At 39.6% G+C, this 16276-nt stretch carries 16 protein-coding genes; 8 read left to right on the forward strand and 8 right to left on the reverse strand.

Going from position 1 to position 16276, the window contains the following annotated elements; translation table 11 throughout:
- Positions 1–180: 180 nt before the first annotated feature.
- A complete protein-coding gene (gene ispB / locus QPX86_RS05750; protein ID WP_220751493.1) occupies positions 181–1152 on the reverse strand; it encodes an octaprenyl diphosphate synthase in 972 nt (323 codons plus the stop codon).
- Between the two features lie 277 nt (positions 1153–1429).
- Here ispB and rplU point away from each other — a divergent pair, with 277 nt between their 5' ends.
- The 7 genes from rplU (at position 1430) to QPX86_RS05785 (ending at position 5685) form a co-directional block, all read left to right on the forward strand.
- Positions 1430–1741 (forward strand): 50S ribosomal protein L21, encoded by a 312-nt coding sequence (gene rplU / locus QPX86_RS05755; RefSeq protein ID WP_102529859.1) that lies wholly within the window; start codon positions 1430–1432, stop codon positions 1739–1741.
- A 16-nt stretch (positions 1742–1757) separates the two neighbouring features.
- The gene (rpmA, locus tag QPX86_RS05760) at positions 1758–2012 is read left to right on the forward strand and encodes a 50S ribosomal protein L27 (protein WP_055024328.1); all 255 of its coding nucleotides are present in this window, start codon (positions 1758–1760) and stop codon (positions 2010–2012) included.
- Positions 2013–2243: 231 nt separating this feature from the next.
- On the forward strand, positions 2244–3410 hold the full coding sequence (gene cgtA / locus QPX86_RS05765) for an Obg family GTPase CgtA (protein WP_220751495.1): 1167 nt from the start codon (positions 2244–2246) through the stop codon (positions 3408–3410).
- Positions 3411–3473: 63 nt separating this feature from the next.
- Positions 3474–4238, forward strand: coding sequence for a threonine/serine exporter family protein (locus tag QPX86_RS05770; RefSeq protein ID WP_220751497.1), 765 nt, complete (start codon positions 3474–3476; stop codon positions 4236–4238).
- A complete protein-coding gene (locus QPX86_RS05775; protein ID WP_285164612.1) occupies positions 4235–4702 on the forward strand; it encodes a threonine/serine exporter family protein in 468 nt (155 codons plus the stop codon). Before QPX86_RS05770 ends, QPX86_RS05775 begins: the two co-directional genes overlap by 4 nt.
- Positions 4703–4729: 27 nt before the next feature.
- Positions 4730–5206 carry a type 3 dihydrofolate reductase gene (gene folA / locus QPX86_RS05780; protein WP_285164613.1) on the forward strand — a complete coding sequence of 159 codons (477 nt, stop codon included), beginning with the start codon at positions 4730–4732 and terminating at the stop codon, positions 5204–5206.
- A gap of 86 nt (positions 5207–5292) precedes the next feature.
- Entirely contained in the window at positions 5293–5685 is a 393-nt protein-coding gene (locus tag QPX86_RS05785) for a DUF3718 domain-containing protein (protein ID WP_220751502.1), read from the forward strand.
- Between the two features lie 442 nt (positions 5686–6127).
- Here the strand turns inward: QPX86_RS05785 and QPX86_RS05790 are convergent, their stop codons facing one another.
- The 7 genes from QPX86_RS05790 to lptD all read right to left on the reverse strand — a co-directional run bounded on the left by QPX86_RS05790 (position 6128) and on the right by lptD (position 15072).
- Positions 6128–8149 (reverse strand): HAMP domain-containing methyl-accepting chemotaxis protein, encoded by a 2022-nt coding sequence (locus QPX86_RS05790; protein ID WP_285164614.1) that lies wholly within the window; start codon positions 8147–8149, stop codon positions 6128–6130.
- Positions 8150–8271: 122 nt separating this feature from the next.
- Positions 8272–9087 carry a symmetrical bis(5'-nucleosyl)-tetraphosphatase gene (locus QPX86_RS05795; protein ID WP_220751506.1) on the reverse strand — a complete coding sequence of 272 codons (816 nt, stop codon included), beginning with the start codon at positions 9085–9087 and terminating at the stop codon, positions 8272–8274.
- Positions 9088–9091: 4 nt separating this feature from the next.
- Positions 9092–9472, reverse strand: coding sequence for a Co2+/Mg2+ efflux protein ApaG (apaG, locus tag QPX86_RS05800; protein WP_285164615.1), 381 nt, complete (start codon positions 9470–9472; stop codon positions 9092–9094).
- Between the two features lie 51 nt (positions 9473–9523).
- The gene (gene rsmA / locus QPX86_RS05805; protein WP_220751509.1) at positions 9524–10330 is read right to left on the reverse strand and encodes a 16S rRNA (adenine(1518)-N(6)/adenine(1519)-N(6))-dimethyltransferase RsmA; all 807 of its coding nucleotides are present in this window, start codon (positions 10328–10330) and stop codon (positions 9524–9526) included.
- A 7-nt stretch (positions 10331–10337) separates the two neighbouring features.
- Positions 10338–11324 (reverse strand): 4-hydroxythreonine-4-phosphate dehydrogenase PdxA, encoded by a 987-nt coding sequence (gene pdxA, locus QPX86_RS05810; RefSeq protein WP_220751511.1) that lies wholly within the window; start codon positions 11322–11324, stop codon positions 10338–10340.
- Between the two features lie 9 nt (positions 11325–11333).
- Positions 11334–12638 (reverse strand): peptidylprolyl isomerase SurA, encoded by a 1305-nt coding sequence (gene surA / locus QPX86_RS05815; protein WP_285164616.1) that lies wholly within the window; start codon positions 12636–12638, stop codon positions 11334–11336.
- 133 nt (positions 12639–12771) lie between these two features.
- Positions 12772–15072, reverse strand: coding sequence for an LPS assembly protein LptD (gene lptD, locus QPX86_RS05820; protein WP_285164617.1), 2301 nt, complete (start codon positions 15070–15072; stop codon positions 12772–12774).
- A gap of 133 nt (positions 15073–15205) precedes the next feature.
- On the opposite strand from lptD, the gene QPX86_RS05825 reads away from it, so the two are divergent.
- The gene (locus QPX86_RS05825) at positions 15206–16207 is read left to right on the forward strand and encodes an aminoglycoside phosphotransferase family protein (RefSeq protein ID WP_285164618.1); all 1002 of its coding nucleotides are present in this window, start codon (positions 15206–15208) and stop codon (positions 16205–16207) included.
- Positions 16208–16276: the final 69 nt, after the last annotated feature.

Genomic DNA, 16276 nt, shown 5'->3' on the forward strand with positions numbered 1-16276 from the left:
AGCAATTCACTTTCCTCGATTAAAATGACTTTACTTCGAACGAAATCTAAACTGTAAAGTTAAGCGGCACTCTATTGATGAATAAAAAAATGCACTTGGCTAATTAAAGGCAAGTGCATTTTTATTGTAAGCAGGAGTGGTGATTGCCATTTCTGCTTTAGGCTCAGACTAATGAAAACATTAGTTGTTACGCTTAACAGAAATCTTAGCTAAAGAAATCAATGCCTCTTTATACTCACTATCGGCAATTGGCGCTAAAGCAGCAATCGCTTTATCTGCTTCTTGATCAGCTTTTTGCTTAGTGTATTCAAGTGCACCAGACTCTTTTAGTGCCGCAACAATTTCATCGATTGCTTTAGTGCCATCACCTTTTTCAATCGCTTCTTTAATTAAGGCCTTCGCGGTGTCATTACCGTGAGCCATTGCATAAATCAAAGGTAAGGTTGGTTTACCTTCTGCTAAATCATCACCGATGTTTTTGCCAAGCTCATCGGCATCAGCGGTGTAATCTAATAAATCATCAGTCAACTGGAATGCGGTGCCAAGGAATTTACCGTACTCACCTAATGCGGTTTGTTGCTCCTTACTCACATCTGCAATCACACCTGTGAGTAAGGTCGCGGCTTCGAATAATTTAGCTGTTTTACAGTAAATCACTCGCATATAATTCTCTTCAGTGGTTTCTGGGTCATTACAATTCATTAATTGTAAGACTTCACCTTCTGCAAGAATATTTGTGGTGTCAGCTAAAACTCTGAGCACTTTCATGCTATCGAGCTCTGTCATCATTTGGAATGAACGGGTATATAAGAAGTCACCCACAAGGACACTGGCGCTGTTACCAAATAAAGCATTGGCTGTTTTACGACCGCGTCTTAGTGTTGATTCATCAACTACATCATCATGTAATAGAGAAGCGGTATGGATGAATTCAATGATGGCAGCTAACTTAAGATGCTCTTCACCTTTATAGTCGATTGCACGTGCTGCTAATACTGAAAGTAGTGGGCGAAGTCTTTTACCACCACCATTGATAATGTAAAAACCTAGTTGGTTTATTAGTGCAACATCAGACTCAAGTTGTTTGTAAATTAACTGATTGACGGCTTGCATGTCATTATCAGCTAGTTGACGAATGGCGTTCAAATCCATAATGGTCTCTAGTTATTAGGCTGTCAGGCAAATTATATTGCCCACTATATAAGGTTCAAATTGTATATTAACAAATTTTAACTAATTTTCATGCCTTAGACAGCTTTTGTTCTTAGATAGTGAGAGTTAAACCGAGCTTTTTTTATTGATTCAAATTTAACGCTTGCCAGACTGCAAATCTTCCCGTAGAATCCGCGCCCATTGTCATTAAAAGTTTTTAGCACCCGATATCTACAATTATGAATCGGAGTGTTAGTCCATTTGGAGTGAAATAGCTATGTACGCTGTTTTTCAAAGTGGCGGAAAGCAACACCGTGTTGCTGAAGGTCATACAGTTCGTTTAGAAAAAATTGAAGTTGCTACTGGTGAAACTGTAGAGTTTGATCAAGTATTATTGGTTGCTGATGGTGAGAACGTTCACGTAGGTACTCCTCTAGTTGCTAGTGGTAAAGTTGTTGCTGAAGTGGTTAGCCACGGTCGCGGTGAGAAAGTAACTATTCAAAAGTTCAATCGTCGTAAGCATCACGAAAAGAAAATGGGCCATCGTCAATGGTTCACTGAAGTTAAAATCACTGCGATCAGCGCATAATTTAGGAGTCTAACTCATGGCACATAAAAAAGCTGGCGGTTCTACTCGTAACGGCCGCGATTCAGAAAGTAAACGTCTTGGTGTTAAGCGTTTCGGTGGTGAATCAGTTGTTGCTGGTAACATCATCGTACGTCAACGTGGTACTAAATTCCACGCTGGTGTAAACGTAGGTATTGGTCGTGACCATACTTTGTTTGCATTAACAGACGGTAAAGTTAAGTTTCAAGTAAAAGGTCCTAATAACCGTAAGTTTATTAGCATCGAAGCTTAATTCTAGACTCTAATCAGTCTTTGAAAGCCCCGCCTTCTGGCGGGGCTTTTGTGTTTATTACCTCATTGTTGAATTTAGTTAACTAAACTTCAATGAAGTATTTCGATGCATAGCATTGATAGTTATTTTTTTGCAGTAAGCGATTTATGGTGATTGTATCTTCTACGCTTCCCTGCACATCTCAGTCTTTTGAGGTTATAATTGGCACATTAAGTGGTGTCAGGAGTATGTATGAAGTTTATAGATGAGGCTAAAATCAAAGTTGAAGCGGGTAACGGTGGCAGTGGCTGCGTTAGCTTCAGACGTGAGAAATATGTGCCAGACGGCGGCCCAGATGGTGGTGACGGCGGTGACGGCGGTAGCGTATTTTTAGTCGCAGACGAAAACATGAACACGCTTATTGATTTTCGATTTGTACGTTCTTATATTGCTGAGCGCGGTAAGAATGGTCGTGGCCGTGACTGTACTGGTCATGGTGGCGAAGACACGTTATTAAAAGTTCCAGTTGGAACGCGTGCAATGGATTTTGAAACTGAAGAACTATTAGGTGATTTAACAACCCACGGCCAAAAATTACTTGTGGCTAAAGGTGGTTTCCATGGTTTAGGTAACACTCGTTTTAAGAGTAGTACTAACCGTGCACCAAGACAGAAAACGCTTGGTACAGCAGGCGAAGTTCGCATGCTTAAGCTCGAACTATTGTTACTAGCTGATGTGGGCTTATTGGGCTTACCAAATGCGGGTAAATCAACCTTCATTCGTTCAGTTTCTCGTGCAACGCCAAAAGTTGCTGACTATCCGTTTACAACCTTAGTACCGAATTTAGGTGTGGTTAGCCCACGTCCAGGTCAAAGCTTTGTTATTGCGGATATTCCAGGTTTGATTGAAGGTGCTTCAGACGGTGCGGGTCTTGGTATTCGTTTCTTGAAGCATTTAGAACGCTGTCGGGTATTACTACACATCATTGATATTGATCCAATCGATGGTAGTGATCCTGTTGAGTCTGCACGTTCAATTGTGGCTGAGTTAGAGAAGTATTCACCAAAGCTGGCATCTAAGCCTCGCTGGTTAGTCTTTAACAAAATCGACTTACTTCAAGAAGATGAGCTTGCTGAAAAAATGGAGCACATCGTTAAGGAAATCGATTGGAAAGGCGACATTTACACTATGTCGGCATTCAACCGTACCAATACTGAGGATTTGAGTCTTAAATTATTAGACTTTATTTCTGCACTTCCTGCGGTAGATGAATCAACTAGTCCTGAAGATGAAGTTGAATTCAAGTGGGATAATTATCATCAAGCAAATGTTGAATCTGTAAATGAAGATTACGACGATGATTTTGATGACGATTTTGACGAAGATGATTACGATGTAGAAATCATTTATCAACGCTAAAATTGTGAGATAAATTGCACTCGATTATCATTGAGTCAATAACAGAGTAATGAAGAGAGATCAGTGTACGCAGAAACTCAAAATGATATCACTCGTCTTGTGGTACGCAGTGCGCAATTACTCTTAGCTTATGGTGCTGAATCTGATCTTGTTGAAGAGATCAGTCAGCGCCTAGGCAAAGCTCTTGGCCTAGCCAGTGTTGAACTTTCCATATCATCAAATTCCCTCGTATTAACCAGCCTAGTTCATGGCCGCTGTATTACTACCACAAGACGTATTCGAGAACACGGCATCAATATGATGATTGTGTGTGAAGTTCAGCGAATCTGTTTATTGGCAGAAAAGGGCATTTATAATGCCAAGCAAGTTAAACGGCGTTTAGAAAAAATAGAACCTAAAAGTTATCCAGCTAAATATGTCATTGGCATGATTGGCTTGTCTTGTGCAAGTTTCTGTCACTTATTTGGTGGCGATATTGCATCTTGTATGATTACCTTTATTGCATCATCAATTGGAATGACGGTTAGGCTTTCTTTAGTTAAAAAACATTTTAACTTATTGATCATTTTCTCGATTACCGCGTTTATTACCACGATGATTGCTCAACTGGGTTATGTGATTGATGTCACCCAGACGCCCAAAACAGCTATGGCGGCCAGCGTGTTAATGCTGGTGCCAGGTTTTCCGCTGATTAATGCTATTTCAGATATGGTGAAAGGCCATATGAATGTTGGAATTTCTCGCTGGGGACACGCAACTCTACTCACTTTGGCCACTGTAATTGGGATAACCCTTGCGATGGCACTAGGAGGGAGTTTATTTCTATGAATCTCATTTTAGAATTATTGCATGACGCATTTTTCTCAGCGATTCCAGCAATAGGTTTTGCAATGGTGTTTAATGTTCCAAGGCGATTTTTAATTTATTGCGGAATAGCTGGTGCAATAGGGCATAGCTTTCGAACGTTATTAATGCATTTTGACATGCCAATCGAGTGGGCAACTTTTACCGCTGCAGCATTAGTTGGGGTGATTACCATTCGATTTGCCAAAAAACATTTAGCACCACCATTGATGTACTCAGTAGCTGCCATCATTCCTATGGTGCCAGGAACTTACGCGTACAATACTTTAATTTCAATTGTGCAATTGAGTGTACAAGATCAAATTAGCAGTGATTTAACATCATTAGTTATTTTTAATGGTTTAAAAACTGTATTTATTCTAGGAGCTTTAGCTGTAGGTTTAGCAATGCCTTCACTAGTATATTATCGCACTAGACCCATTATTTAATTTCTTAAGCATCTATAAGGATTTTACATGCGCATCGCAATGATCGCCGCTATGGCAAACAATCGTGTAATCGGTAAAGACAATAAAATGCCTTGGCATTTACCTGAAGACCTAAAACACTTTAAAGCCATGACGTTAGGAAAGCCAGTAGTGATGGGACGTAAGACATTTGAATCGATAGGAAGACCACTCCCAGGGCGACATAATATTGTTATTACTCGTCAGAGTGATTATCAACCTGACGGTGTTAGTTGCGTGAACTCCTTTGGGGCGGCAAAAGATCTAGTTAGTGATTGTGATGAATTAGTTGTAATAGGAGGCGGGCAACTCTATAAAGAAATTCTACCCGTGGCCGATATCTTATATCTAACCTTTATAGATTTAACTGTTGATGGAGATACCTTTTTTCCTGAGTGGGATGATGGTAATTGGAAGTTAACAGAGAAGGTTGTAGAGATAAACGAATCACAATTGCAATATAGCTTTAACACTTTGGTTAAATAATGTTAAATTGTGTCCTGTGTTACCCTGAATAGATACTTACCCTTGATGGTAGGTACAAAATAAAAATACCTAAAAAGGAGTGTCAGATGCGTTTACTGCCAGTGGCCATAGCAGCCCTAATAGCAGCATCTTTTGTGTCAACCCCTGCCGAAGCAAATACTGAACAGCTTGTCGCAAACATTTGTGATTATGTAAAATCTAATGACAAAAACCGTTTACGTAAAAAGTTGAAAGAAAGCCGCGTAAAATTACGTAATATTTACACTGGTATTTCTTGCGAAGGTAATAGTTTATTAAGAACTGCTTATAACTCTAATTCATTAGAAGTTGGTGAGTATATTGCCAAGCGTCTTCCTGCAGGTGATTTAAATTCACCTGAAGCAGATGGAAAAAGCATTCTTGATTGGGCAAATGCTAACGGTCATAGCGGAAGTGCTATTACTGCTGCAGTGCAAGATAGAATTAACAGTGGTGAGTAAGCATTACGCTTAGTATTGTTCCCTGTTATGTTGAGGTGTAACTAGTTCGTTTGGTTAGTTACACCATAACAAGCAAGACCAAATTGTTAATTTACGCCTTTTGTTAGTACAAATAACAATTCGTCTAAAAACCGCCTAAATGGCGGTTTTTTTATGGAGTAGTTTTAAGTCATAAATCTTATAAACGCTAATTGCTGCAAATAAAATTAAATAATCGGCAGCGGTTATTGATAAATATAAAAAATATCTTTGTCGACTTTAGGTCATTTTAGACAGTAATTTGAACGCCAAAAGTTCATTTAATACAGCCCAGTCTCATTCTACTCCATACGAACTATACAATTTGGGTCATGATTAAGCGACGTTAACTTTGTTTGCTAACTTTAGGGCATTAAAAAAGGCTCCTAAGAGCCTTTTTATTAAAAGTGTTACCTTTATGTATTTAGACTTTAAATTCGCCCACAGAGCTTTGTAGCTCTTCAGATAGTACAGCAACTTGGTGGCTAGATTGTGCTGTTTGATCTGCGCCTGTTGCTGTTTCTTCAGAAATTGCAGCAATATGCTCCAACATCTCAGATACTTGCTGGCTAACAAGGTTTTGCTCTTGCGCAGCTTGAGCAATGTGATTACCAGAATCATAAGCTTTATGGACAGATTGGCTAATAGTTTCAAGAGCTAAGTTAGCTTGTTCTGTTTTATCAACACAACTGGTTGCTTGACTGCGGCCTAGTTCCATTACTGATACCGCTTGCTGTGCACCTTGCTGTAGCATTTCAATCATTTGTTGAATTTCGCTAGTCGACTCTTGTGTTCTTGACGCTAGACTTCGAACTTCATCTGCAACGACTGCGAAACCACGACCTTGCTCACCAGCTCGTGCAGCTTCAATGGCCGCATTTAATGCTAGTAAGTTTGTTTGTTCTGCAATACCACGAATAACATCAAGGATTGAACCAATAGAAGCACTGTCAGAGTGGACCTTATTAATGACTTGGCCAGCTTTAGCTACTTCATCAGCAAGAGCTAGGATAGTCACCTTATTTTCTTCAGCAAGTGTACGCATGTGCTGAGTTTCTTCATCAGCTTGCTTGATCTGCTCTAGTGCTTGGTCTGCACTCATAGAAACTTGTTGTGCGCTTGAACTTAATTGTGTTGTTGCGGTGGCAACTTGATCCACTTGGCTCTTCTGTTCTTGAATTCCGCTTGTTGTTTGGGTAGTAATTGCTGAAGTTTCTTCAGCTGCGGCAGCAAGTTGGTTTGATCTATCTAGGATGCCAACAATAAGATTGCGTAAACTATCAACTAAGCTATTGCAATTTTTAGCTAATTCAGCAAATTCATCGTGACCAGAGTCGTCAAGTTTATGTGTCAAATCACCTGAAGCCAGAATATTTAATGCTTGATTCACTTTTGCTAACGAGCGTGTTAATGGTTTAACTACAGCAATACTGACAACGATTGAAACCAAAATAGCAAGTATAACTACAAACATGGTTTTTAAACTTGCAGAGTCGATATTCTCAATTGCACTATCACTGATTTGTCCGGTGAAGCCTTCAATATTAGTTGCCAAATTAATCATCTTAGCATTAACTTCTAATCGATCTTTATCTGTTGCAGCTAGCATTTGCTCAGCTTGTTGAGCATGAGTTAATTGCTGACCTTTTAAAGCAACAATCGTATTACTGTCATTGATTAGCTTAAACACCGCTTCACTTTCTGTATTAAGGTTATTTAGCGTATTGTCGCTGATGATGCCTTGACCTTGGCGATTGATATGCTCAATTTTGACACGGGTATCACTGACCATGTAGTCGAGTTCGTTAACGATGACGTTATATTTGCTATTATCTTTAGCTGCGACTAGGTCATAAACGGTGGTGATAATATTAATAAAAGTACTGTCTACAACGCCAGCTGTTGCTGCAATACTCTGTTCTGTAGGGTCGTCACTCATTTCTAAATCAATGAGGTCTAATAAGATGGACGATGCTTCATCTGCACTATCTTCTAAGTCACCACGAAGCTGGATTAGTTTTTCATGTTTAACCAATGCATTTTCATGCTCTTCTAACATCAAACGGCTATTTTTTTCAAAACTTGTATAACTCGTTTTTAATTGCGACAGGTTTGAAGAGAATTCTTGTCGGTCTGAAATGAGGCTCGATAGTTTATTGAGCGTTTTAGTGAACTCAGCAGACTCAGTTTTGATCTTTTTCTCAACTGCAGGAATTTGGGCAGACTCGTCGGTGTAATAACCAAATAGTATTTGAATTTGCTGCGCGCTTAAATTTTGTGTCAACTCACCTGTTGCAGTGAGCGCTGGGAGGCTAATTTTTTGCAACGTTGTGGTGCTATCTTTAATTGAGCTATTGGTGAGCAGAGATACGCCTCCCAACACAATTAAAAGTAGTGTTACAACAGTAAAACCGCCAATGACTCTGGTGGCAACATTAATTTTCATAGCATACTCCGGCTGTTATTATTTTATCCCGAATTTGTCTCTTGATCGCTCAGGGTAGTGTGATCACGTGAGATCTATTAGCTTTATCGGCTAAGGTTTTTATAAGTTTAACAATTTATTAATTATTTTAGTTTTAACTGAATTATCTTTTCATTGGTTTCAGCATGCCAAAGTGTCATATGTTCCCCCCAACAGCAGCCTGTATCTAACGCTAACACATTCGCTTGATTAGTGACCCCCATTAGGGCGGCCCAATGGCCAAACACCAAAGTGTGGGTTTTCTTTAGTTCAGAATCGAACTCAAACCAGGGGGTAAGGCCTACAGATTTATCTTTAAGAGGTTTCTTGCACGCAAAATCTAAACTGCCATCATCGAGTAAATAGCGCATTCGAGTCAGTGCGTTAATGCAATATCTTAATCGCGGTAAGCCTGTTGAATGACTATCCCATAAATCAGGGGCTTCTGTGTACATTTTTGCGATAAGCGCAGAAAGGTAGTTATCTTTTTTAAGAGCCTCACTGACAGCTAGTGCTTCAGATTCAAGCGTTGCTAAATCCCATTGTGGTGGCACACCAGCATGAGTCATGATGATATTATGTGATGGTAAAGTTTGCACCAAGGGTTGTTGTCTTAACCAGTCAATGAGATGGGATATATCTTCTGCTGCAAGTAATTCAGCAAGGTTATCTTTGGGATTGGCTTTTTTGATTTTACCGTGAAGTGCAAGTAAATGAAGATCGTGATTGCCAAGCGTTATTTTGGCACTGCCTTCTAAAGATTTAAGGTAACGTAAAGTTTGTAGCGAGCCTTGTCCTCGAGCAACTAAATCACCCACAGCCCAAAGCTCATCCTTTGCAGGGTTGAAATCAACCTTTGCTAATAATAATTGCAGCTCGTCGAAACAGCCTTGTATATCGCCAACGAAATAATGTGCCATAGGTTTATTGCAAAATACCTGGAATGGCTAATCTGAATGTTGGGATCTCAGCTTTAAAAGGCTCGCCTTGTGCAGTCACCATGCCGTAGCTGCCTTCCATGAAACCAACAGGTGTTTCCATAACCGTACCACTAGAGTATTGATAAGCGGTATCAGGATCAATCGTTGGGGTTTCACCTACCACACCAGGCCCTTTAACTTCACTGGTATCGCCGTTGGCATTAGTAATAATCCAATGACGGTCTTTTAGTGTAATTGAGATTTCACTGAGATTGATAATGGTGATGGTATAACTGAACAAATACTTTTCATCTTCGGTTGATGATTGTTCTTCAAGGTATTTGGTTTCAACTTTTATTTTGACGTTAGCAGCTACTGAGGTCATTAAACTTCCTAAAAAGAAAGGGCACTTTCATTAAAAATGCCCTTGAAAATACTAACTCTTATCACAAACCAAATTGGCTAGCGCGACATATTGCTCAACGCTTATTTGCTCAGGTCTTAGAGTTGAATCAATGTTTAGTTGAGTAAACTCTTCATCAGTGATCATTTGCTTTAAGTTATTTCTTAAAGTTTTACGACGCATATTGAACGCGGTAGTACATAAATGACGTAAAACATTCACATCTTTACATGGAAAAGGCTTCACATCGTAAGGCAATAAACGTACAACAGCAGAATCCACTTTTGGTGCAGGTTTGAAGCTTTCAGGCGGTACTTCTAACACAGGCACGACTTTACAAAAATACTGAGCCATTACCGTTAAGCGGCCATAGGCTTTTGTGCCAGGGCTTGCTGAAAGACGTAACACTACTTCTTTTTGTAGCATAAAATGCATAGTTTCAATAATTTCGGCAAATTCGAAAAGGTGAAACATTAACGGGGTAGAGATGTTATATGGCAAGTTGCCAAATACTTTCATCTTTTTGCCGTCTTGCTGAAGTTGGCTAAAATCAAAATTAAGCGCATCACCTTGATTGATGGTTAATTTATTTTTTAATTCCGGATGGTTTTGTAAACGTTCAACAAGATCTTTATCTAGCTCAACAACCGTTAAGTTATCCACTGCATCTGCAACGGGTTCGGTTAATGCACCAAGACCTGGGCCGATTTCAACCATGACGTGATCATTGTCAGGAGAGATAGCGCCCACAATTCTGCTGATGACACTTTCATCAGTTAAAAAGTTCTGTCCGAAACGTTTTCTGGCCGTGTGGCCTAAATGTACTTTATTGCTACTCATTGGAAAATTATTTACTTACTTTTGTGGCCAATTCAATGGCTTTATTTAATGCACAGGTAAAACTACCGCAATCTGCTTCACCAGTGCCTGCAAGTTCTAATGCAGTGCCATGATCGACAGAGGTTCTAATATACGGAAGACCTAAGGTGATGTTAACCGATTTTCCAAAACCTAATGATTTAAGTACTGGAAGTCCTTGGTCGTGATACATAGCAAGAACCACATCTGCTTCTTGTAAGTATTTAGGTTGGAAGAGTGTATCAGCAGGCAGTGGCCCAACAATATCGATTCCCTGATCACGTAGCTCATTGAGCGCTGGGATCATGATATCAATTTCTTCTCGTCCTAAGTGTCCATCTTCACCAGCATGGGGGTTTAAGCCACATACATAAATTTTAGGTGAAGTGATGCCAAATTTTTGCACTAATTCGCTATGCAAAATCTGGATGATATGGTGTAAACGCTCTCGCGTAATAGCCTTTGCAACATAAGCTAAAGGGATATGAGTGGTCATCAATGCCACTTGCAATCCTGGTGCGGCAAGCATCATGACCACATCTTGGCAATTCGCTTGCAGTGCAAAAAACTCGGTATGGCCACTGAATGGAATACCCGCTTGGTTAATAATTCCCTTATGAACAGGGCCAGTAACTACAGCGGCAAACTCATTACTCATGTTTTTTTCACCTGCATAACGCAAGGTATCTACTACATAAGCACTGTTTAGCTCGTTTAACTTGCCACATTCAACTTCAGCTGCAAGTGTAAACGGCGCTATCGTCAAGGTTCCGGCCTCTTGAGGTTTAGCTTCAAGTGTTGGCTGGTATGGACGTAAGCTCAGTGGCAGGCCAAGCATTTTAGCCCGGCTGGTTAATAATTCTGGATCTGCACAAACAACTAACTCAGCAGGCCAAGCCTGCTGAGCAAGTTTAATAACTATATCTGGGCCGATACTCGCCGGTTCACCCGGCGTAATCGCAATTCTTTGTGTCATTAAGTTAGCTTAACCTCGAGTACTCTCTGGTTCAAAAACTTCAATGTAAGCTTCTGTACGCATTTCATCTAACCAGTTTTGTAGTTCTTCGTTAAATTTACGACGATAGATTAACTGGTGAGCACGGTTACTATTAAACTGATCGGTTGCATCAGTTGTGCGTTTTTCTTCAAGCTGAGCAATGTGCCATCCGTGAGTGGTGCGGAATGGTTCACTGATTTCATAAATTTCTAAACTGTTAAGTGTTTGTGCGAACTCTGGGACATAAACTGATGGTTCTGCCCAACCTAATTCACCACCTTTTGCTCCAGATCCTGGATCTTCTGAATACTGGCGAGCAAGGTCGGCAAAGTCTGCTTCACCTGAACGAATTTGAGATAAGAAGCTTTCTAACATCGCTTTAGCGCGGTCTTCAGAAAGGATCGGTGAAGGCTTTAACAAAATGTGGCGTGAGCGTACCTCACTGATTTCCTGAGTTTGTAAACCTCGGGCATCCATAATTTTGATGATATGAAAACCTGAACCACTTTTAATTGGGCCAATAACATCGCCATTTTTCGCATCTGTAACCACTTCAGCGAATAGAGTTGGCATTTCATTAATGCTCATGTAATCCCAAATACCACCTTCAAGTGCTTTTGGTCCTGAAGAAGAGGCAATCGCTGTACGTCTAAAGTCTTCACCGTCTTTTAAACGTTCGAGTACGATGTTTGCACGCTTGCTTGACGCTTCAAGTTGTTCACTTGTTGGGTTGCTAGGCACTTCAATCAAAATATGACCAATTTGGAACTCGACGTCTTTCAAGCCTTGTTCTTGGATCATTTTGACTAAGTTATTAATTTCTTGAGGAGATACTTGAATACGACGTTGAACTTGAATACGTTGAATTTCACCAATGGTGATTTCTTCACGTAATTGTTCACGGTATTGTCCAAAGCTCATACCTTCGCTTTCGATTTGCTGCTGCATTTGACTCACAGTCAGTTGCTGTTCTTTAGCAATATTTTCGATGGTTTGATCTAATTGTAAATCACCAATTGATAAGCCGATGCGCTCAGCCATTTGTAATTGTAAATGAGTTAAAATTAAACGTTCTATTACCTGAGTACGCAAGGCATTATCAGAAGGTAAACCTTGGCCTGCTTTTTCTGCATTGGTTTTAACCGAAGTGACCATATGGCTGATTTCGCTTTCAAGTATGATACCTTCATTTATTTGCACGGCAACGCTGTCTAATGGCACGGGAGCGGCTATCGATACTTGGCTTGCTGCCAGAGTAAATAAAGCAAAAATCATTTTCTTACAGTGTTTCATCCACAGAATCCTTGGCACTTAAATTTCTAATTATTGTTGGCGCTATCGCCAAAATAGTGTTGTTAATGTTTAATAGGACTATTTGTTTTCCACTAGGTTCAGCAATCTATCATAAATGATGCATAAATGATGGCTAATTGCTTAAGTAAAGTGGTTTACGATAGTTAAATAATCCTTCGTTTAGCATATCTTCAACACCGAGAGGACCTGAACCACCTAAACCTTTAATAATAAAGTTGAGGTATACGCCACTCTCAAATTGTTCTCTAGTATCAAGACTAGGGTTTAAATCGTCATCATAGTTGGTTTTAATGCGGTAATGATAACTTAAACGCATGGCCCAACAGCATGACTCGTATTGAACGCCAGTATAGGTTTCAATACTGCGAGACTCGTTAAGGTCGTAATAAAAATTACCCACAAAATACAAGTCATCGCTAATTGGCCATGATGTACGCATACCGACTTGTGAAATATCAACTCGGTCGTTGGTATTGGTATTCAATAAATCGGGTACATAGCGATAACTGAACTGAAGCAATTTATCATTACTTGGACGAAAATCTAATGTCACTTCACTTTTCTTTGTTTCGCCATGCTCGGTATCAAATTGCACTGCGCCGCTAATAAACCAATCTTGGTAAACATTAGCATCGACTTCTGCGGCTAACACTGATGTTGATGGCGCAGCCTCAACATTTTCATCAGTAAAATTAATTTTACTGTCTTGGAAATAAATGATTTGACCAATACTGACTTTAAGTTTTTCAATGTTAGCATCGTCAAATAAACGAGTCGTTACACCTAAAGTCATTTGGTTTGCATCTGCAATTCTATCAAGACCTGAGTAACGTCTGTCTCTGAATAGGCCAAAGTAATCTTCTTGAAGTTGAGCTGAATCATATATACCAATACCATCTTGGTTTTCATACCCAACATAAAGATATTGGAATTGAGGCTCTAAAGTTTGTCTGAAGTCAGCATCAAATAAGTGTGTTTCACGCTCGAAGTTAATTTGCCCGTGCAAGCGTACTTGGGGAATAGTACGACTGACAGAGTCTTCAAGTTCACTGTCATCATCGAAATTAGTTTGCCAGTATTGAGTTTGCAGTAATTTAACTTCACTGGTTAACGAGCCAGCAGGCCCTTGAATAGGCAAAGTGATGCTTGGCTCCATATGGAGACGAGTTGCAGTGTTATATTCGTTTTCTTTATGCTCAAAATTAGTCAATTCAGAATTAAACTTAAAATCTAATCCTTCCCAGAAATCATTAGTTTGATAATTAAAGTTAAGTTGAGGCATTACCTGATAAGGGACTTCATCTTCACCTAGTACTTTTATATCTTGGACTTTCATACCGAAATCCCAATCTTTCTCAAAGTAACTAATTTCACCTACACGGGATAACTGGTTGTCGGTAGAGCGATTGACGTCAGAGCTTAAATCGTTGAAATAGTTATTATCTGAAACATCAGTAAAGTTTGCCTGTACTCGCCAATTCTCATTAATTGAGCCTTGATGACGCCAGTGATAAAGGTAACGGTCTGGACTGTTGTCGAGTTTGTCATCATTGGCTAAATATTCTAGGTTTAGTTGACCATCTTGGTCTTCTCCCGCTAAATATCTAAACTCTGTTTTAGCGTAAAAACCACGTGATGACATATAAGTCGGCGTAAACGTTAAGTCGTACTCTGGTGCAATGTTCCAATAATATGGCGTACTGACTTCAACACCATTCGTGGTGCTGGTACTAAAGTCCGGGAATAAAAATCCAGATTTGCGTTTATCTGATACTGGAATTGTCATATAAGGAACATACATTACAGGTACGCCTGCAATGCGAATTTTAGCTTCCCAAATCTCTCCCCACTCTTCTGTACTATCGATACGGATTTCTTTCGCTTCTAATAGCCAAGAATCATCGCCCACTGGACAAGTGGTGAAGTTGGTATTTCGTAATTCGAGATTATTTTGTTCTGTGATTTTGAGCTGTTCAGCATCGCCATGTATTTGCTGGCCATGTAGCCAATACTTAGCACCATTTAGGGTCGCGCTATTGGAAATCATCTGCGCATTAAGTGAGTCAGCGGTAACGGTGAACATCTCATCAGAAAAAATGAGATTACCATTTGCATCTAGCTGCTCATTCTTTTGGTCTAAGATAGCTTCGTCAGCACTAATGTGACGAGATCCTTGACTGAAACTAACATTACCAGAGAAATGCGCTTTATCGCCCATTGCAGCTTCAGAGCGATCTGAAATAATCACAATATCTTCTGCTGTTAAATTAGGAACTTGTTGACGTTCGTCAATAGAACTAGAAACCGGAAGGTTTATCACACAATGAAGCTCAACCGCTTCTGTGTCAGAGGGTTCTTGTGCCGAGACTAGGTTAGGTAATAGGCTCAATGCCAGAAAATAGCGGATCTGCATTTTAATTAATGATTATGAATTCTTAGTCTTGACAAAATGAATCGAAAAAAGCCGCAGCTAACAACTTATCTTTAGCTGTTTCCAAATGTTATGTTGGCTATAATAAAGCAATTTTCCCATAAGAGCCATTGAGATGAGTTTATCTGATACAAGATTTATTTTACTAAGGAACTGGTTAAGTCAATATTTCAAGACAGAAGTGTCTATTGAGCTTATTTGTGGGGATGCTAGTTTCCGTCGTTATTTTCGGGTCAAACATTTAACAAACTCTTATATAGTCTCTGATTCACCCATTAAACTGGTGCCTATCTTACCTTTCATCTATATGGCACAAGCCTATAACGAGGCTGGTTTGATTGCTCCGAAAATCATAGCCCAAGATGATGAGAATGGTTTTGTTCTGCAGTCAGATTTAGGCAATGAGCAGCTTTTAAATCAATTAAATGAACAAACTGTGACGGACTTTTATCGACAAGCCCTGTCTTTATTGCCTCAAGTAGCAAAGGTTACAGCAACTGAAGAGGGCACATTACCTATTTATGATCGAGCGTTTGTTGAAAGGGAACTCGAGATATTTATCGAATGGTTACTAATAAAGCATCTAGATCTTACCTTAACTCAAGAAGATAAAACACTTATCCAGAATGCATTTAATGTACTAGCTTCAAGTGCACTTGAACAACCAAGCGTTGGTATGCACCGTGATTTTCATAGTCGCAATATTTTAGTGGTAGAAAATGGTTTAGGGTTAATTGATTTTCAGGATGCGGTAATAGGGCCTGTTACATACGATGCGGTGTCGCTGCTTAGAGATTGTTATATTAAGTGGCCCACTGAAATCATTGATGTATTAAAACGTGAACATTTTAATTTGTGCCAGCAACACGCCTTGATTTCTGAGGACGTAACTTTCAATCAATATCAGACTTGGTTTGACTTAATGGGCATACAGCGACACGTTAAAGCTGCAGGTATATTTGCTCGGTTAAATCATCGTGATGGAAAATCAGGATATTTAAAAGATATTCCGTTAACCCTAACTTATATCATTGAAGTTTCGGCTTTGTCCCCACAACTTGAAGCCTTTGGTCAATGGGTTGAGCTAAATGTGCTAAGCAAAATATCTGAGGTTTAATAGAAAGCTTGCTTCGCTTCTTTCTTGCGTAAACCCAAAGACAATAAAATTATCAGTACATTAATCACT

Source organism: Shewanella goraebulensis, assembly GCF_030252245.1.
GTDB classification, from domain to species: Bacteria; Pseudomonadota; Gammaproteobacteria; order Enterobacterales; family Shewanellaceae; genus Shewanella; species Shewanella goraebulensis.